We start from the raw sequence: 16,523 nt of genomic DNA on the forward strand, positions 1-16,523 counted from the left end.
GCCCGTCCATGAGCACAGAGACCAGAATGCGCAAGCTCGCCGCGGCCCTCGGCATCCTTGCCCTCGGCGCCCTCGCCACACCCACCTTCGCCGCCGAAGGGCAGATGCCTGCCAAGGACATCAGTTTTTCGTTCGAAGGGCCGTTCGGCACCTTCGACCGGGCGCAGCTGCAACGCGGGTTTCAGGTCTATAAGGAGGTCTGCTCCGCCTGCCATAGCATGGAGCTTCTGAGCTTCCGCAATCTCGGCGATCCCGGTGGTCCCGAGTTCCCGGAAGAGCAGGTCAAGGCGATCGCGGCCGAGTACCAGGTCCAGGCCGGGCCGAACGACGAGGGCGAGATGTTCGAGCGTCCTGGCCTTCCGTCGGACCGCTTTCCGCATCCCTTCCCGAACACGAACGCCGCGCGTGCCGCCAATGGCGGGGCGCTGCCTCCTGACCTTTCGCTGCTGACGAAGTCGCGTCCAGGTTGGTACGGTACCTTCAACCAGCTGATTAACGGCATCGGCGGGCCGCAATATGTCTATTCGATCCTGACCGGGTATCAGGAGCCGCCGGAGGATCTGGCCGCCTCGGCGCCACCCGGCAAGATGTATAATCCCTATTTCTCTGCCGGCCACTGGATCGGCATGCCGCCGCCGCTGGCGGATGATCAGATTTCCTATAGCGACGGTACGCCGGCGACCGTTGACCAGATGGCGCGCGACGTGTCTGCGTTCATGACTTGGGCGGCTGAGCCGAAGCTGGAGCAGCGCAAGGAGCTGGGTTTTCAGGTCCTCATCTATGTCGCGATCCTGACCGTCCTGCTTTATCTCACCAAGCAGAAAATCTGGTCGCGCATCAAGCATTGAGGCGCGATCTATGACGAAAGCCGTTCTCGGCATCATCGGTGGCAGCGGTTTCTACGAGCTGCCCCTAGCAAATGCCCGTCGCGAGCAGATCGAGAGCCCCTGGGGGGCACCGTCGGATGCGGTCACCATCGGTGACGTCGACGGCCTACCCGTGGTGTTCCTGCCCCGGCATGGACGTGGACACCGGCTGTCGCCGAGCGACATCAATTACCGCGCCAATATCGATGTGATGAAGCGGGCCGGGGTCACCGACCTCGTCTCCGTCTCGGCTTGCGGCTCCTTCCGAGAGCATCTGCCACCGGGCACATTCGTCCTTGTCGACCAGTTCATCGATCGGACCTTCGCGAGGGCCAAGAGCTTCTTCGGCAATGGCTGCGTTGCGCATGTGTCAGTCGCCGATCCCGTGAGCCCCAGGCTCGTCGAGCATGTGGCCGCGGCCGCCCGAGCCGAGCAGATCCAGCATCATCTGGGCGGCACCTATCTGGCCATGGAAGGCCCGCAGTTTTCGAGCCTGGCTGAGTCCAAGCTCTATCGCGAGTGGGGCTGCGACGTCATCGGCATGACGAACATGCCGGAAGCGAAGCTCGCCCGCGAGGCGGAGATTAGCTATTCAACCGTCGCCATGGTCACCGATTTTGACAGCTGGCATCCGGATCACGGAGCGGTCGACATCAGTCAGATCATCCGGGTCATGACTGCCAATGGCGACAATGCCCGACGTCTTGTTGCCCGACTGGCTCGGGACTTCCCTCGCGAGCACGAGCCCTGCCCGATCGGATCCGACCGGGCGCTGGAATACGCCATCATCACGGCGCCGGAGGCGCGTGACCCTGCTCTGCTGGCGAAGCTAGACGCCGTTGCGGGGCGGGTTCTGTAAGCAGCGCGTGGCGAGCCTGTCTGATCACTCCTGGTGCGAGCGATGACCCGATCGCTGGCTGCCCATCCCCGAGCCAGTTGCCGACTGGCATGATGCGATGCGGCGCCGTGGCTTGAACAGGGAATAATCTTGATGTGCATCAGTCTCGGCGGCACGAACCTTATCTGAGTGTCAGCTCATAGGCCTCTGCAGGATAGCGCTCGAACTCGATCCGCTGAAAGCTCTCTTCCGGTGCAAAGTTCACCGACTTCTTTCCCAATTCCACGGCTTCTCCGGTGCTCGGATCCGACAGCGCCTTGACGATCGATGAGAGCTGCCGGTGCGTGTTCTCGGAATTCTGCAACAGAAAATCCTTGGCGCTTGAGACTGCAGTATTGATTTCGGGAACGGCTGCAGGCGTCTGGGTCAATCGATCAAGTGCAGGAAAGATCTCAGCGTCCGCGTTGGCAACCAGATGGTGAACAGCGTTCGTCTGCTTCATGGCCTGGTTGATGACTTCGGACGATCGTGCAGGGCCGCGATACGGGGTGTAGCTGTTTGCGATCGCCAGATTATCAAGCGCGGCCTGTTCCAGCGGTGCAATGGGCGCGGTCGAATACCCATTTGTGCGAACCACTTCGCTCAGTCCCTCAAGGCACGCTTTCTGCACACTAAAGTGCCCCTGCACGATGTTTGCAGCTTTAGAAGCCAACTGGCTGGGTCTCATGGTCATCTCATCAAATTTAATAATAAAAAACGGCACTATTGCTGTTTAAGCGCAGTGTTATCGACGACGTGCGGCCTAAGATGATAAAAATCAACAGGCATGAAGTCTTCCCAGGTCCCGCTTGTAGAGATGAACAGGACCCGGGCAAACGCGACAGGGGCTTCCGCAGCCTTACCGTCTCTTTGGTCTGTCAGATCTGATACCAGTTATCGACGGTGCGATGTGTCGTTCCAACGAGGGAATCGTGGAAGGGCCCGAAGTTCGGACCTGCGTCTTCCAGAAACGAACGTGTGTCGGACACCTTGTCCGACCAGAACTCTGGAGATTTCACTTCGGCTTCCAAAGCTCTCGCACGCAGTTCCGCCGGAACATGGTGTTCTTTGGCGCGGATCATATTGCCGACTTCCGCGTCGCCATAGCCGGCGCGCGGCGCCTTAAGGACGAGCGGCTTGCGAAATTGGGTCCATTCCGTAGCGCTGCCCTCTTCCGGTCCGTATGCGATCCACTTGGTCTCGTGGATCAGGGAGATCTTCCCCGGAAACGGCGGCGCCGCCTTCTCCGGAAGGTTGTCCCATTTGATGTTTGCAAGCGCGACCCCGGTCACGTGGACCTTCGGCATTTCCGCATTCGGGGCCGGCAGAACAGAAGTCCGTGAAGTCACGATTGGCTGCATTTCAAATATCCTTAAATAAATTCTTCTGGGTACGGGTGTGCGTAGGGGCTTAGCTGCCCCTACAAGGAGCCATAATGGTCCAATACGGCAGCAATGTTCGCTTCGGTCTGCTTATCCTCAAAGGCTTGCAGTTCCTCGTCGACATCCCTCGGATTAGGCCAAAAATCATCGGCACTGCTTGGCTTGTGAAACTCGGCGCTTGAGACTTCCCGATGCATCGCATCGGCCTTATCGCGGGCAGACATATTGGCAGATCTCTCGTCAAACAGGTTGCTGATCTCCACGTCCTTATACCCCGCCATGGGGTTTTTCTTGTAATTCGTACGTTCGATGTTCTCTCCCTCAATGAGGGTATCAGGTGACGAAGAAAACGAAACAGATTTTTTCGGCCCCGTAGCTGTATTGTAATGTAAATCTCGCTGAATAACTTCTGGTTCAACCGCTTGAAATTTCGGAAGACCTCCAGGACCGACACCGTTCTCCATTTTTGCTGTTGAAAACGCTGACTTGAATTCGGGTGAGTCCTGACCATGACTAAAGAAGGTCTTCATCCAAGACGGGTATTCCGAATGGCTCACCGGCTTATCCCAGCGGACCTTTGCTTGTGCCGAGTCAAAATTTTTGAATGCCATCTGAGAAGTCAAGCCAGACGTCAACGGAGTAAAGACCGTCGGCATGTCAGGTTCCATGTTCGCGTTTATGGACTTTATAAGGGGCTCCATGGCTGGAGAAGGGATTTTTCTCATGATGATACCTATGAAGATAAATGTTCAATTGCGCCGAGCCCAACTCAAAATCATGAGCCTGTTCTCAATAATTTTTGGATGAAATATTGATGTTTTATTGTTGGACGAAGTTTATCTCACTCACCATCCCAGAAAAAGCATTCGCGTGGGAGCCAGGCTCCTGAAGATTCAGGCGGTGGCATGGCCATCCGATGCTGATGGCTGCGCACAGTGGCGGCTCTATCATCGATCCTCGCCAAATCATTTCCAAGTAGGTACGTTGTAGGAGCTTGTTTTTTACTCTTCTGGTTTAAAAAAATTGCAAAGAAAGTCTGTGCAATCTTAAGTTGTTTGCCGCTTTCTGGGTGGAACGGCTGCATTTCTAGTGAACTTATCCCCGCGCCTTCGGCGCATGCCGGCAGCGCGTGGAGCGCCGATCGGTCGCTCGATATCCTTAAACCATTCGCGCCCGCTCGGCGCTCGGCGCTCCACGCCCTGCGCTATCGCATCGAAGGTCGCGGATGCGCCCCTTCGGCTCACTACACGCCAGTGCCGAGCCCGGTGCCGTTGCCTGTGCCCCAGTGCCAGCTGCCTGCCCAGGGCAGCCAGACGAGACCGGTCAGCCCGATCGCTGCAAACAGAGCCATGCCAATGAGCCAAAGGATGATCATGGCCGGGATGGAGGCGATCGCGAGCTTCACCAGGAAACGCACCATCGACCAGAAGGGCATCTTGATGTCGGTGACGACGACTTCGCGGTGTTCAGTCATTGCAATTCCTTCACTCTTGGCAGAACTCACGGCCTCCTATACTCGAAATCGCGTCGCGTATCTGTTAAGCCTCAACGCCTCGGCGCAGGCCCTCGGGCCATGGCGTCTCCCGCCGTCCGGCTTCGTGCCCCAAATGAGGAACACTTGCCCATGCCCGTCCGCAGTCACACGGACATCAAGAGCCTGATCCGCTCGATCCCCGATTATCCCAAACCCGGCATCATCTTCCGTGACGTCACGACGCTGCTGGCGGATGCACGCGGGCTGCGGGCCTCCATCGACGAGCTGATCTGGCCCTTCATCTACCAGGACATCGATTACGTCGCGGGCATCGAGGCGCGTGGGTTCATCCTCGGCGGGGCGGTTGCGCGGGAGTTGGGCGTCGGCTTCATCCCCATCCGCAAAAAGGGCAAGCTTCCCTGGAAGACGATCGGCAAGGAGTATCAACTCGAATATGGTGTCGATACTGTCGAGATCCATGCCGATGCCGTCAGGCGCGGCGACCGGATCCTGCTCATCGACGACCTGATCGCCACGGGGGGAACGGCCTCTGCCGCCATCGAGCTCCTGCAGGAATCCGGTGGCGAGGTGATCGCCGCCGCCTTCATCATCGACCTGCCCTTCCTGCAAGGGGCGGCGAAGGTGCGCGAGAAGGGGCTGCGAGTCCATACGATCATCGAGTTCGAGGGCGAATAGGCATGAAGGTCAACGGCGTCCACTACCGATCGATCTGGGTCGAGGCGGACGGCCGCTCGGTCCGCATCATCGACCAGACGCGGCTGCCGCACGACTTCGTGGTCATCGGAATCGAAACGCTCGAGGATGCCGCCCGGGCGATCGAGACGATGCAGGTGCGGGGTGCTCCGCTGATCGGTGCCACCGCCGCCTATGGCATGGCGCTGGCACTGGCCTCGGACGCTTCCGACGACGCCCTGGAGGAGGCGGCCCTCCGCCTGCGGCGCACCCGCCCGACAGCGATCAACCTCCATTGGGCAATCGACGAGATGCTGGGCGCCATCCGCAACCAGCCGCGGGAGGACCGGGTCGAGGCGGCCTTCACCAAGGCCGCCGCGCTCTGCGATGCGGACGTAGAAACCAATCGGCAGATCGGTCAGCACGGATTGAAACTCATCCGGCGCGCCGCGGATGCGAAGCCCGGCCAACGGATCAATGTGCTCACCCATTGCAATGCCGGCTGGATCGCCACCGTGGACTGGGGCACGGCGCTGGCACCCATCTACATGGCGCATGAGGCCGGGCTTGACGTTCATGTCTGGGTCGACGAGACCCGACCGCGCAATCAGGGTGCTGCACTGACGGCCTGGGAACTCGGACAGCACGGTGTGCCGCACACCATCATCGCTGACAATACCGGTGGCCATCTCATGCAGCATGGCATGGTCGACCTTGCCATCGTCGGCACCGACCGCACGACCGCGCAGGGCGACGTCGCCAACAAGATCGGAACCTATCTCAAGGCGCTGGCCGCGAAGGACAATGACGTCGCTTTCTATGTCGCCCTACCCTCCTCTACCATCGACTGGACGATCGCCGACGGGGTACGCGACATTCCCATCGAGCAGCGCTCGGGCGAAGAGGTCACGCACATGACCGGGCGCAGCGCGAATGGCGAGATCGTGACCGTCCAGATTTCCGCTCCGGGGAGCCCCGCTGCCAATTACGGCTTCGATGTCACGCCGGCGCGGCTCGTCAGCGGTCTCATCACCGAGAGGGGCGTGTGCGATGCCAGCCGGGAAGGTTTGCTCGGCCTGTTTCCCGAGCGGCGGGAAGCGTGAGCGGTCACGTCTCGACTTTCTGCACAAGGACCTTGCTGCGGAAGGAGATCACCGGCACGCCGTCCTGATTGCGCCCCTCGATCGCGAAGGTGATCATGCCCCATTCGGGACGCGATTTGAGCTCGCGCTTGTCGACCACCGACATGGTGTAGGTCACCTCGTCGTCAACATAGACGGGCTTCGACCAGCGCAGCTGCTCAAAGCCCGGTGATACGCCGATCTCGGGCCACCGGCCGCGACGCGGCTGTTCGGTCGCGCGCATGCTTTCGAGCTTACGCAGATTGCAGTTCATCCAGGCGGCCGCGGTCTGCCAACCGGAAGCGCAGAGATGGCCGAAATGGGACTGGCGCGCCGCCGCCTCCGTCAGATGGAAGGGCTGCGGATCATACCGCCTCGCGAAACCGGTGATGCTTTCTGCCGTGAAGCGATAAGTGCCCACGAGAATGGGCTCCCCGATGGCCATATCTTCGTAGAATTCATACATCGGACATCTCGGAGGCTCGGGTTTTAAACAGATTGGAGCCACGCACCTCGGTCACTTTCTCACCATCCGCCCGGAATAGCTCCCACAGCATCGCCACGATACCCATTTCCGGCCGCTTGGCAGACACGCGCGCCTCCACCACGACGGATCTGAGAGTCAGAACATCGCCCGGCCGAACCGGTTTCAGCCATTTGCATTCCTCGATCCCGAACGAGCCCATGCTGGCCGCACTCAAAATATAACTGTCTGCGATCAGACGCATAACGATCGCGCTGACATGCCAACCACTCGCTGCCAGACCGCCGAGGAAGCTGTCTTTTGCCGCTTCCTCGTCGGTGTGAAATGGAAGCCAGTCATATTCGCGCGCAAAGCTTTTGATCTCGTCGGCGGTCAATTCGTAATCACGCGACGTGAAGGTGCGGCCGACCGGGAAGTCCTCGAAATAAAGCAGCTCCGACATGGCCCCTCCTCTAGTTGGCGAAGCGGAAATGCATGACGTCACCGTCGCGGACCACGTAGTCCTTGCCTTCCAACCGCATCTTGCCGGCCTCCTTGGCCCCGGTTTCGCCGCCCAGCACGACATAATCATCATAGGCAATGGTTTCGGCCCGAATGAAGCCCTTCTCGAAGTCCGTGTGGATGACGCCGGCAGCCTTCGGCGCGGTCGTGGCCTGGCGCACGGTCCATGCGCGCGCCTCTTTGGGGCCGACGGTGAAGTAGGTGATCAGCTCGAGAAGCCTGTAGCCTTCCCTAATGAGGCGATTGAGCCCAGGCTCTTCGAGACCGAGATCGGCAAGGTATTCCGTCCGCTCCTCCGCTGACAATTGCGCCAGCTCGGCTTCGATCTGGGCGGAGATGACGACAGCCCCCGCTCCTTCGGCCTTTGCCTGCTCGAAGACCGCCCGCGAATAGTCGTTCCCTTCGGCCGCCGAAGCCTCGTCCACGTTGCAGACGTAGAGGACGGGCTTGTTGGTGATTAATCCCAACGCCTTCCAGGCTGCGCGCTGATCCTCGGCGATTTCAGCAAAGCGCGCTGGTCTTCCCTCGCGCAACAGAACCAGCGCCTTGTCCATGAGGTCGACGGTGGCCTTCGCCTCCTTGTCGCCACCCTTGGCCTTCTTTTCCAGCGCCACACGTCGCCGCTCCAAGCTTTCCAGATCGGACAGCATCAACTCCGTCTCGACAATCTGAGCATCGCTCCAGGGATCGATCTTTCCCTCAACATGGGTCACGTCGTCGTCGACGAAGCAACGGAGCACATGAGCGATTGCATCCACCTCGCGGATATTGGCAAGGAACTGATTGCCTAGACCCTCGCCCTTCGAGGCGCCGCGAACGAGGCCGGCAATGTCCACGAAGGTCAGACGCGTCGGGATAGTCTCCCGCGACTTGGCGATGAGGGCGAGCTTTTCAAGGCGTGGGTCGGGCACCGCGACGTCACCCACATTGGGCTCGATCGTGCAAAACGGGTAATTCGCCGCCTGGGCTGCCGCCGTCTCGGTCAGCGCATTGAAAAGCGTCGACTTACCCACATTGGGGAGGCCGACGATGCCGCAGCGGAAACCCATAGCTCAATCCTTCTCGGGGGCCGGTTCCACATTGCGTGCCGGCTTCGGCTTCGGCGGATGAACCGCCATATGGACCAAATTCTGAAATCGAGCGTGCTGATCCGTGGCCAGTTGATCGGCGTTGGCTGCGATGGCGTCAAGCAGGCTGTCAAGCCAAACAGAGTCGGCCTTGGCGAAATCGCTCAAAACATGATGGTGAACGAGATCCCGATGCCCGGGATGACCAATGCCCAAGCGGATGCGCGTAAAGTGCGGGCCAATATGGGCGATCATGGATTTCAGTCCATTATGGCCTGCAGCCCCTCCACCAAGTTTGACCCTGAGCTTGCCAGGCTCGAGATCGAGCTCATCATGAAGCACGACCACATCGGTGGGTTCCGCCTTGTAGAAGCGGAGAACCTCACCCACGGACCGACCGCTCTCATTCATGAAGGTCATCGGCTTCAACAGAAGAAGCCGGACGCCGGCGATCTCGCCTTCGGCAATCTCACCTTGGAAGCGTCTCCGCCACGGTCCCAGCCCATGGCGCCGATGGATCGCATCGACAGCCATGAAGCCGATATTGTGACGGTTGTTCTCGTATTTCGGGCCTGGATTGCCCAGTCCGACGATGATGACCACAGGCTCCTCGCCCCTTTGGGCGCGCTCGGCGGCTTAGGAAGCAGCCGCCTCGCCGCCTTCCGCTCCCGCTTCGTCGTCACCCTCACGGAGCACGGCCGGCGCCGCGATCGTGGCGATGGTGAAATCGCGGTCGGTGATGGTCGGCTTCGCACCTTCCGGCAACTGCACCGCCGAAATATGAATCGAATCACCAATATTCGTTCCAGTCAGATCGATGGTGATCTCTTCAGGAATGCTATCGGCGGGGCAATCGAGTTCAATCTCGTGGCGCACGATGTTCAGAACACCGCCGCGCTTGATGCCGGGCGAGGCCTCTTCATTGATGAAGAGCACCGGAACCTCAACCGTGATGTGCGAGCCTTTGACGACGCGCAGGAAATCCACATGAATGATGAAGTCGCGCACCGGCTCAAACTGGATGTCGCGCGGCAGCACTTGGACCGTCTCGTCACCCACCTTAAGGCTGTACATGGTGGAGAGGAAATGGCCGGTCTCGACCTCCTTCATCAACACTTTGTACTCAACGGATACGAGTTGCGGCTCCATCTTGCCCCCATAAATCACTCCGGGGACCAATCCCTGTCGCCGTGTTGCCCGAGCGGCCCCCTTGCCGGCCCGTTCACGCACGACGGCAGTCAATTCATGTGTCTGCGCCATGGGTACTCTCCTTGAATTGCGAAACGAGGCCGCTCAGGGCAACCTCTCGACACGCGCGCGGGGCTTCCTCCAGGGGTGAACGGCGCCCGGCCATGCGTGATCCCGCGGCTTATAGCGGCAGAGCCCGCCCGACGCAATGGCAGCAAGCCTTATCTTTAAAGCTCATATATCGACAGAGGACCGTTTGCGACTTATGGCTCGTGCAACCATATTGCCGACACGGACGCCGCTTCGAACCACGGTCTGGATGAGCCAAAACCTGCAGAGCATTGACACCGATCTCGAACCAACGACTGTAACCATCGGTATCGATGTGATCCGGTCGGTTGTGCGCACGGCACCCGCGCGACCCGGCGTCTATCGTATGCTCGATGACAAGGGCACAATCCTGTACGTCGGCAAAGCACGGAGCCTCAGGGGTCGTCTGTCCAGCTATACTCGGCTCGGCGGTCACACCAACCGCATTGCCACCATGATCTCGCTGACCGCCTCGATGGAGCTGATCGTCACGGCCACGGAAGTCGAGGCCTTGCTCCTTGAAGCCAATCTCATCAAGAAGCTGAAGCCGCGATACAACGTTGTCCTGCGGGACGATAAGTCATTTCCCTATATTCTGATCGCCCAGGACCATCCGACTGCCCAGATCGCCAAACATCGCGGGGCGCGTAATCGTAAGGGCTCCTATTTTGGCCCGTTTGCGTCCGCCGGCGCCGTCAACCGGACCATCAACGCCTTGGAAAAGGCCTTCTTGCTGCGATCCTGCACCGATTCCGTGTACGAAAATCGCACGAGACCCTGCCTGCTCTATCAGATCAAACGGTGCAGCGCTCCTTGCACCGGCTATATCGGGGAAGAGGATTATCGCCATCTCGTGGCCAATGCGGTCGACTTTCTTTCGGGACGCAGCCATTCGGTCAAGAGTGATCTTGCCCAGAATATGGAAGCTGCCTCTGAGCGCCTCGATTTCGAACAGGCTGCCCGCTACCGCGATCGCATCGCCGCCTTGTCACATGTCACGGCGCATCAGGGGATCAATCCTCAGCGAGTGGAAGAGGCCGACGTCTTCGGACTGTTCCAGGAGGGAGGACAAACATGCATCCAGGTCTTCTTCTTCCGCGCTGGGCAGAACTGGGGCAATCGCGCCTACTTCCCCCGGGCCGACCGGAGCGTGGAGCCAGGCGAAGTGCTCGAATCCTTCATTGCGCAGTTTTACGACGACAAGCCCTGCCCCAAACTTATCCTGATCAGCGAGGCGATTACGCTGCACGAGTTGCTTGAGACTGCACTCGCGACACGCGCCGGGCACAAGGTCACGATCTCCGTCCCGCAGAGAGGCGAGAAGCGCGAGCTGATCACCCATGCGGTCAACAATGCTCGGGAGGCGCTGGGACGAAAGCTTGCTGATACCGGCTCGCAAAATCGACTGCTAGAAGGCGTGGGTCGGGCGTTCGGGCTGGCGCGCAACCCTCGCCGCATCGAAATCTACGACAACAGCCACATTCAGGGCGCATCCCCCGTCGGCGCCATGGTGGTTGCAGGCCCGGAAGGTTTCATCAAAAAGGAATATCGGAAGTTCAATATTCGGGATGCCAATGCCGCCGGCGATGACTATGCGATGATGCGGGAGGTCCTGACGCGACGCTTCTCCCGCCTGATGAAGGAGACCGCGGCGAACGCAGTTGAGGGGCCGCTGGATCTTGATGAGGCGGAAGACGCCGAGGACGAGGGCGTGTTTGAAGACATCCCCGCCTGGCCCGATCTCCTTCTCATAGATGGGGGACCGGGTCAGCTTTCTGCCGCGCTTGGCGTCCTCAAGGATCTCGGTGTCAACAACGTTGCCGTCGTCGGCGTGGCCAAGGGGCCAGAGCGAGATGCGGGACGCGAGCATTTCCATATGGCCGGACGCTCTCCATTCATGCTAGAGACGCGAGATCCCGTTCTTTATTATGTCCAGCGACTGCGAGACGAAGCGCATCGATTCGCAATCGGCAGTCACAGGGCTCGCCGCAAGAAGACCATGGGAACCAATCCACTGGATGACATTCCCGGGATCGGTCCTGACAGGAAGCGCTCGCTACTGAGAGCCTTCGGCTCCGCACGAGCGGTGGCGCGCGCCAATGTCGCAGATCTTTCTGCCGTCGCCGGCGTGAGTGGCTCTCTTGCGCGAACCATCTATGATTACTTCCACGAAGGGCGAAGCTGACCGAGGTCGGCACCTGTCATGAGTATAAAACCAGACTTGGTCAGACAGCGGCGTGCACGGATTTTCAACCTGCCGAACATCTTGACGTTCGGACGGATCGCTGCCGTCCCGCTGCTGGTCGCCTGTTTCTTCCTCGATGGAGACCGCGCGCGATGGATTGCAGTCGCCATTTTTCTCGCCGCGGCAATCAGCGATTTCTTTGACGGCTACCTTGCCCGGCTGTGGTCTCAGCAGTCCTCTCTCGGACGGATGCTCGACCCGATCGCCGACAAGCTGCTGGTTGCGGCGGTGCTGCTCATGCTCACGGGGGAGCGGACTATAGACGGGATCCATGTGATCGCAGCGGTCATCATCCTGCTGCGCGAGGTACTCGTGTCGGGACTGCGAGAATATCTCGCAGAATTGCGGGTATCGGTCCCCGTGACGCAACTCTCCAAGTGGAAGACCACGCTCCAGATGGTGGCCATCGGCTTTCTTCTCGCCGGAGAGGCCGGCGACAGATTCTTCTTGGCGACGACGACCATCGGACTGATTGGGCTGTGGGTGGCGGCCCTGCTCACCCTCTACACGGGCTATGATTACCTCAAAGCCGGTGTCGAGCGGGTGGTCGAGGAGGACCAATCATGAAAATCCTTTATTTCGCGTGGGTCCGCGAGCGTGTCGGAACTGCACAGGAAGAACTCAATCTGCCCACCGAGATCAAAACCGTTGCAGATGTGATTGATTGGCTGACAAAAAAGGACGAAACTTACGCATACGCGTTCGGGGACTTGCGCGTCGTCAGAGCAGCTGTGGATCAGGTCCTGGTTCCGCTCGATGCTTCCATCGACGGGGCGCGAGAAATAGCGTTTTTTCCGCCGGTGACCGGCGGCTAGTGAGAGAGACTATGGGGATTAGAATGCGCCTGAGTTCCTTGGCCGCCTTGGCAGCGGTTACGGCGGTCGCAGCTTGTACGCAGACCACCTACACCTCCTTCGAAGGCAGCAATAATCCTTATCTTCGAGCCAAGGTGTTCGAACGGGACATCAAAGGCAGTGAGGCTGAAAAGCGGCGCGCCATGAAGTTCGCGTTAGGCGACCTGCGCAAGGAACAAGGCGTCGCTTACAGTCCTGCCTTTTTCGAGAGCCTGGGCTTCACCTGCGGCGGACCATCATGTTCGCTTAGAGTTCAGAAGTATATCTACAAGAGCAATCGTGTGACCGTCGGGTATGGGAATCAAATCATTCCCAAGCCGAGCGAATTTGGGGACATCGCGACCATCATCGTCGATGATTATGTGGTCAACTACACTCCTGACTCCGTCGACGTTCAGGTGACAAGCGCCTCAGAGGATTACCCATCTCCATAAGCCCCCTCGGAGAGGACGTTCTATTCATCTTCACTCACCATAGAGAATAGGCTCGTATTCCCGCCGGATGCGGTTGTATCCGTTGATACAACGCGTTCCGTGGCGAAGCGGTAGAGATAGTGCGGGCCTCCAGCCTTGGGACCGGTTCCGGAGAGGCCCTCCCCTCCAAAAGGCTGGGAGCCAACGACGGCGCCGATCTGATTCCGGTTGACGTAGACATTGCCCACTCTCACCCGTTTGCGAACCTCTTCGGCGGTCGTTTCAATGCGCGTGTGAAGACCAAGCGTCAATCCATAGCCCGAGCCGTTCACGGCGTCGCAGACTTCCGAAAGCTTGTCTCCATCGTAGCGGACAACATGGAGAATCGGGCCGAATACCTCCCGCTCCAACATGGCCATCGAGTCAATCTCATAGGCTGCAGGGGAGACGAATGTCCCATGACGCGTCTCGGCTGGCAGGGGAAGGTCGATGAGAGTGCGAGCCTCTCGGCTCATGCGCTGCTTGTGGGCTATAAGGACATTCGCTGCGTCCTCGTCGATGACGGGTCCCACATCCGTCGCATAGTCTGCGGGATCACCGATGCGGAGTTCTTCCATGGCGCCCTTAAGCATCGGCAAAAGCCGATCAGCGATATCCCGCTGCACGAAAAGCAGCCGTGCTGCGGAGCACCGTTGTCCAGCGCTATCAAAGGCGGACATGACGACATCACGCACCGCCTGTTCCGGCAAGGCCGTCGAATCCACGATCATGGCGTTCATGCCCCCCGTCTCGGCGATCAGCGGAACAATCGCACCGGACCTCGCCGCGAGCGCTCGATTGATCAGGGCGGCGGTCTCGTTAGATCCCGTGAAGGCAACGCCATCAATTCTGCTGTCGGCAATCAGGCGCCCGCCTACTGCTGCCCCTCCGCCCGGCAGGAGATGGAGAACACTGCCGGGGACACCGGCATGATGCATCAGGCGAACGGCCTCGAAGGCAACCAAGGGCGTCTGCTCTGCCGGCTTGGCAATCACCGTGTTGCCCGCCGCCAGTGCAGCGGCGATCTGCCCAGTGAAGATCGCAAGAGGGAAATTCCACGGGCTTATGCAGGCGAAGGTCCCGCGGCCATAAAGCCACATCTCGTTCCTTTCACCCGTCGGACCCGGCAATGTCATGCCGGTTGAAAATTTCGCCCGCGCCTCGCTTGCATAGAAACGTAGAAAGTCGACAGCTTCTCGGTGATCGGCAAGCGCGTTGTCGATCGTCTTTCCAGCCTCCTGTGTCATCAGACCGACAAGTCTATGCACCTGAGCTTCATATTGGTCGGCAGCCCGTTCCAGGATCGCGGCCCTTTGGTAGCCGCCGAGATCATCCCAGTCGCGCCGGACCTTCGCGGACAATGACAATGCGCGTTCGACTGCTGCGGCGTCAGCTTCCACAACCGTTCCAACAACCCGCCGACGATCTTGCGGTGATGTTACGTTCCGCGCGGCTCCCGAGACCGCCGTCCCGTCGATCAAAGGAGCTGCGTGGGTGGGCTCAGCGGCTGCTTCGGCCATCCTCTTGAGGAACTGCTCGCGGGTTTCATCGTCCCAGAGGGGGAAGCCTTGTGAATTCTTGCGCGGTTTGAAGATATCCCGCGGCAAAGGAATATGGCTGTGGGGAATCGAAACATGGCGGCCAATATCTTCCACCGGATCTGCGATGATTTCGCGTATCGGGGCTTCGTCATTGGCCAGACGGTGCACAAATGAGGTGTTCGCGCCATTCTCAAGAAGACGGCGCACCAGGTAGGCGAGCAGATCTTCATGTGTCCCCACGGGGGCATAGATGCGACAGGGGCGATTAAGCTTGTTGCCCCCAACGACCTCATCGTAAAGCGCCTGTCCCATGCCGTGGAGACGCTGGAACTCGAAATCAGCGTCCAACTGGCCCATCACCGTGATCGCTGCCACCGTGTGAGCATTATGCGTGGCGAACTGGGGATAAATCGAACGCTTCTGCGAGAGCATGAACCGTGCACAGGCAAGATAGGACACATCCGTGTTCGCTTTACGTGTGAATACCGGATATCCTTCGAGACCGGCTTCCTGGGCCCGTTTGATCTCCGTGTCCCAATAGGCGCCCTTTACCAAGCGAATGGGAATACGTCTGTTGGTGCGTTCGCCAAGCTGAGCGAGCCACTCCAAGGCGGGATAGGCGCGTTTTCCGTAGGCTTGAACTGCCAAGCCTAAACCATCCCAGCGCGCCAGACTTGGCGCCGCAGACAGGCGTTCGAAAAGGGCCAAGGACAGATCCAGTCTGAAGGCCTCCTCCGCATCGATCGTGATCCCGAGATCCAAGTCGCGAGCCCGTTCGCAAAGCTTCAAGATCCGTGGCAGGAGTTCCGCCAACACCCGCGTCTCTTGTTTCGGCTCGTAGCGCGGATGAATGGCCGAGAGTTTCACTGATATGGAAGGCCGCTCATAGACCTTCTGGTCGGGCGTCAACGCGCCTGCATGTCTTGCGACCGTCTCCAGCGCGTTGACATAGGCGGCGAGATAGCGATCCGCGTCGACCGCCGTCATCGCTGCTTCGCCCAACATGTCGAAGGAGAAGCGGTAGCCAATCTTCTCCTGTGGCGCTGCTACCTCCAACGCTTCCTTGATGGTTCGACCGAGCACAAACTGTTTGCCCATGATACGCATTGCCTGGCGAAGAGCCTGGCGGATTACGGGCTCACCAGACCGTGCAACAAGCCTCCGCGCGATCCCGAGCATGTCCGCTGAGCCTTCCTTTCGGAAGCCGATCACATGGCCCGTGAGCATCAGACCCCATGTGGAGGCATTCACGAACAGGCTATCGGACTGTCCGATATGTTCGTGCCATTGGCGTCCACCCACCTTATCGGCAATGAGCTTGTCCTGTGTCGCGGCATCCGGAATCCGCAGCAAAGCCTCGGCCAAGCACATCAGAACGATCCCCTCATCGCTGGAAAGGGAATATTCCTGCATGAAGGCGTCGACGCCCCCGCCCTGGCGACGGCCCGCCCGTACGGCGTTCACCAGCCTTCGTGCCAGCGTCTCGACTTCGCGCCGCTGGTGGTCATCCAGGCGCGCCGCCTCCATCAAGCTGCGCACCAACGGGGTTTCATCAGCTAGAAGACGCTCCGCAATTGAATGGCGGGAAGCGGCACTCCGCGCGGTGGCCTTCTCAGGTGCTAACGTCGTCATGACCTTGCCTGCACTCCTCAGACTATCTGCGCAATTATAAGCGGTAATTCTCTATC

Annotated in this window: 19 protein-coding genes; 8 read left to right on the forward strand and 11 right to left on the reverse strand. The window is 59.5% G+C overall.

The annotated features are described in order from the left end of the window. Positions 1–8 precede the first annotated feature (8 nt). Together FKM97_RS09915 and FKM97_RS09920 are read left to right on the forward strand one after the other, a co-directional pair. Complete coding sequence (locus FKM97_RS09915; protein WP_144292263.1) at positions 9–848, forward strand: cytochrome c1; 840 nt, start codon at positions 9–11, stop codon at positions 846–848. Positions 849–858: 10 nt separating this feature from the next. Continuing rightward, positions 859–1,725 (forward strand): S-methyl-5'-thioadenosine phosphorylase, encoded by an 867-nt coding sequence (locus FKM97_RS09920; protein ID WP_144292264.1) that lies wholly within the window; start codon positions 859–861, stop codon positions 1,723–1,725. 160 nt (positions 1,726–1,885) lie between these two features. On the opposite strand, the gene FKM97_RS09925 is transcribed toward FKM97_RS09920, so the two are convergent. The 5 genes from FKM97_RS09925 to FKM97_RS09945 all read right to left on the reverse strand — a co-directional run bounded on the left by FKM97_RS09925 (position 1,886) and on the right by FKM97_RS09945 (position 4,599). After that, positions 1,886–2,467 carry a hypothetical protein gene (locus FKM97_RS09925; protein WP_144292265.1) on the reverse strand — a complete coding sequence of 194 codons (582 nt, stop codon included), beginning with the start codon at positions 2,465–2,467 and terminating at the stop codon, positions 1,886–1,888. A gap of 154 nt (positions 2,468–2,621) precedes the next feature. Then, positions 2,622–3,104, reverse strand: coding sequence for a hypothetical protein (locus FKM97_RS09930; RefSeq protein ID WP_144292266.1), 483 nt, complete (start codon positions 3,102–3,104; stop codon positions 2,622–2,624). 59 nt (positions 3,105–3,163) lie between these two features. Continuing rightward, positions 3,164–3,781 (reverse strand): hypothetical protein, encoded by a 618-nt coding sequence (locus FKM97_RS09935; RefSeq protein WP_144292267.1) that lies wholly within the window; start codon positions 3,779–3,781, stop codon positions 3,164–3,166. A 185-nt stretch (positions 3,782–3,966) separates the two neighbouring features. Then, positions 3,967–4,209: a hypothetical protein gene (locus FKM97_RS09940; RefSeq protein ID WP_144292268.1), complete on the reverse strand. Its 243-nt coding sequence runs from the start codon at positions 4,207–4,209 to the stop codon at positions 3,967–3,969. A gap of 159 nt (positions 4,210–4,368) precedes the next feature. Beyond that, positions 4,369–4,599, reverse strand: a complete 231-nt coding sequence (locus tag FKM97_RS09945; RefSeq protein WP_144292269.1) for a hypothetical protein — start codon at positions 4,597–4,599, stop codon at positions 4,369–4,371. A 150-nt stretch (positions 4,600–4,749) separates the two neighbouring features. Here FKM97_RS09945 and FKM97_RS09950 point away from each other — a divergent pair, with 150 nt between their 5' ends. Together FKM97_RS09950 and mtnA are read left to right on the forward strand one after the other, a co-directional pair. After that, entirely contained in the window at positions 4,750–5,295 is a 546-nt protein-coding gene (locus tag FKM97_RS09950; protein WP_144292270.1) for an adenine phosphoribosyltransferase, read from the forward strand. Between the two features lie 2 nt (positions 5,296–5,297). After that, positions 5,298–6,395: an S-methyl-5-thioribose-1-phosphate isomerase gene (gene mtnA, locus FKM97_RS09955; protein WP_144292271.1), complete on the forward strand. Its 1,098-nt coding sequence runs from the start codon at positions 5,298–5,300 to the stop codon at positions 6,393–6,395. Between the two features lie 4 nt (positions 6,396–6,399). On the opposite strand, the gene FKM97_RS09960 is transcribed toward mtnA, so the two are convergent. Genes FKM97_RS09960 through FKM97_RS09980 form a run of 5 tightly spaced genes read right to left on the reverse strand, consistent with a single transcriptional unit; the run spans position 6,400 to position 9,725 of the window. Next, entirely contained in the window at positions 6,400–6,879 is a 480-nt protein-coding gene (locus FKM97_RS09960; protein ID WP_144292272.1) for a MaoC family dehydratase, read from the reverse strand. Further along, positions 6,872–7,339 carry a MaoC family dehydratase gene (locus FKM97_RS09965; RefSeq protein ID WP_170240843.1) on the reverse strand — a complete coding sequence of 156 codons (468 nt, stop codon included), beginning with the start codon at positions 7,337–7,339 and terminating at the stop codon, positions 6,872–6,874. Before FKM97_RS09965 ends, FKM97_RS09960 begins: the two co-directional genes overlap by 8 nt. Before the next feature lie 10 nt (positions 7,340–7,349). After that, on the reverse strand, positions 7,350–8,447 hold the full coding sequence (gene ychF / locus FKM97_RS09970) for a redox-regulated ATPase YchF (RefSeq protein ID WP_144292274.1): 1,098 nt from the start codon (positions 8,445–8,447) through the stop codon (positions 7,350–7,352). A gap of 3 nt (positions 8,448–8,450) precedes the next feature. Next, entirely contained in the window at positions 8,451–9,068 is a 618-nt protein-coding gene (gene pth, locus FKM97_RS09975) for an aminoacyl-tRNA hydrolase (RefSeq protein ID WP_144292275.1), read from the reverse strand. A gap of 33 nt (positions 9,069–9,101) precedes the next feature. Further along, entirely contained in the window at positions 9,102–9,725 is a 624-nt protein-coding gene (locus FKM97_RS09980; protein ID WP_144292276.1) for a 50S ribosomal protein L25/general stress protein Ctc, read from the reverse strand. 247 nt (positions 9,726–9,972) lie between these two features. On the opposite strand from FKM97_RS09980, the gene uvrC reads away from it, so the two are divergent. Genes uvrC through FKM97_RS10000 form a run of 4 tightly spaced genes read left to right on the forward strand, consistent with a single transcriptional unit; the run spans position 9,973 to position 13,276 of the window. Continuing rightward, complete coding sequence (gene uvrC / locus FKM97_RS09985) at positions 9,973–11,928, forward strand: excinuclease ABC subunit UvrC (RefSeq protein WP_144292277.1); 1,956 nt, start codon at positions 9,973–9,975, stop codon at positions 11,926–11,928. 18 nt (positions 11,929–11,946) lie between these two features. Further along, positions 11,947–12,555, forward strand: coding sequence for a CDP-diacylglycerol--glycerol-3-phosphate 3-phosphatidyltransferase (gene pgsA, locus FKM97_RS09990; protein WP_144292278.1), 609 nt, complete (start codon positions 11,947–11,949; stop codon positions 12,553–12,555). Beyond that, positions 12,552–12,803, forward strand: coding sequence for a molybdopterin converting factor subunit 1 (gene moaD / locus FKM97_RS09995; RefSeq protein WP_144292279.1), 252 nt, complete (start codon positions 12,552–12,554; stop codon positions 12,801–12,803). Before pgsA ends, moaD begins: the two co-directional genes overlap by 4 nt. A gap of 23 nt (positions 12,804–12,826) precedes the next feature. Continuing rightward, positions 12,827–13,276 carry a hypothetical protein gene (locus FKM97_RS10000; RefSeq protein ID WP_144292280.1) on the forward strand — a complete coding sequence of 150 codons (450 nt, stop codon included), beginning with the start codon at positions 12,827–12,829 and terminating at the stop codon, positions 13,274–13,276. 20 nt (positions 13,277–13,296) lie between these two features. On the opposite strand, the gene putA is transcribed toward FKM97_RS10000, so the two are convergent. Beyond that, positions 13,297–16,467 (reverse strand): bifunctional proline dehydrogenase/L-glutamate gamma-semialdehyde dehydrogenase PutA, encoded by a 3,171-nt coding sequence (gene putA, locus FKM97_RS10005; protein ID WP_144292281.1) that lies wholly within the window; start codon positions 16,465–16,467, stop codon positions 13,297–13,299. Positions 16,468–16,523: the final 56 nt, after the last annotated feature.

The organism is Rhodoligotrophos appendicifer (genome assembly GCF_007474605.1).
Taxonomy (GTDB): Bacteria; Pseudomonadota; Alphaproteobacteria; order Rhizobiales; family Im1; genus Rhodoligotrophos; species Rhodoligotrophos appendicifer.

Coding starts and splice junctions, on each gene's coding strand:
- FKM97_RS09915 (WP_144292263.1), top strand. CDS start 9: ATGAGCACAGAGACCAGAATGCGCAAGCTCGCCGCGGCCCTCGGCATC.
- FKM97_RS09920 (WP_144292264.1), top strand. CDS start 859: ATGACGAAAGCCGTTCTCGGCATCATCGGTGGCAGCGGTTTCTACGAG.
- FKM97_RS09930 (WP_144292266.1), bottom strand. CDS start 3,104: ATGCAGCCAATCGTGACTTCACGGACTTCTGTTCTGCCGGCCCCGAAT.
- FKM97_RS09935 (WP_144292267.1), bottom strand. CDS start 3,781: ATGCCGACGGTCTTTACTCCGTTGACGTCTGGCTTGACTTCTCAGATG.
- FKM97_RS09940 (WP_144292268.1), bottom strand. CDS start 4,209: ATGCAGCCGTTCCACCCAGAAAGCGGCAAACAACTTAAGATTGCACAG.
- FKM97_RS09945 (WP_144292269.1), bottom strand. CDS start 4,599: ATGACTGAACACCGCGAAGTCGTCGTCACCGACATCAAGATGCCCTTC.
- FKM97_RS09950 (WP_144292270.1), top strand. CDS start 4,750: ATGCCCGTCCGCAGTCACACGGACATCAAGAGCCTGATCCGCTCGATC.
- mtnA (WP_144292271.1), top strand. CDS start 5,298: ATGAAGGTCAACGGCGTCCACTACCGATCGATCTGGGTCGAGGCGGAC.
- FKM97_RS09960 (WP_144292272.1), bottom strand. CDS start 6,879: ATGTATGAATTCTACGAAGATATGGCCATCGGGGAGCCCATTCTCGTG.
- FKM97_RS09965 (WP_170240843.1), bottom strand. CDS start 7,339: ATGTCGGAGCTGCTTTATTTCGAGGACTTCCCGGTCGGCCGCACCTTC.
- ychF (WP_144292274.1), bottom strand. CDS start 8,447: ATGGGTTTCCGCTGCGGCATCGTCGGCCTCCCCAATGTGGGTAAGTCG.
- FKM97_RS09980 (WP_144292276.1), bottom strand. CDS start 9,725: ATGGCGCAGACACATGAATTGACTGCCGTCGTGCGTGAACGGGCCGGC.
- uvrC (WP_144292277.1), top strand. CDS start 9,973: ATGAGCCAAAACCTGCAGAGCATTGACACCGATCTCGAACCAACGACT.
- pgsA (WP_144292278.1), top strand. CDS start 11,947: ATGAGTATAAAACCAGACTTGGTCAGACAGCGGCGTGCACGGATTTTC.
- moaD (WP_144292279.1), top strand. CDS start 12,552: ATGAAAATCCTTTATTTCGCGTGGGTCCGCGAGCGTGTCGGAACTGCA.
- FKM97_RS10000 (WP_144292280.1), top strand. CDS start 12,827: ATGCGCCTGAGTTCCTTGGCCGCCTTGGCAGCGGTTACGGCGGTCGCA.
- putA (WP_144292281.1), bottom strand. CDS start 16,467: ATGACGACGTTAGCACCTGAGAAGGCCACCGCGCGGAGTGCCGCTTCC.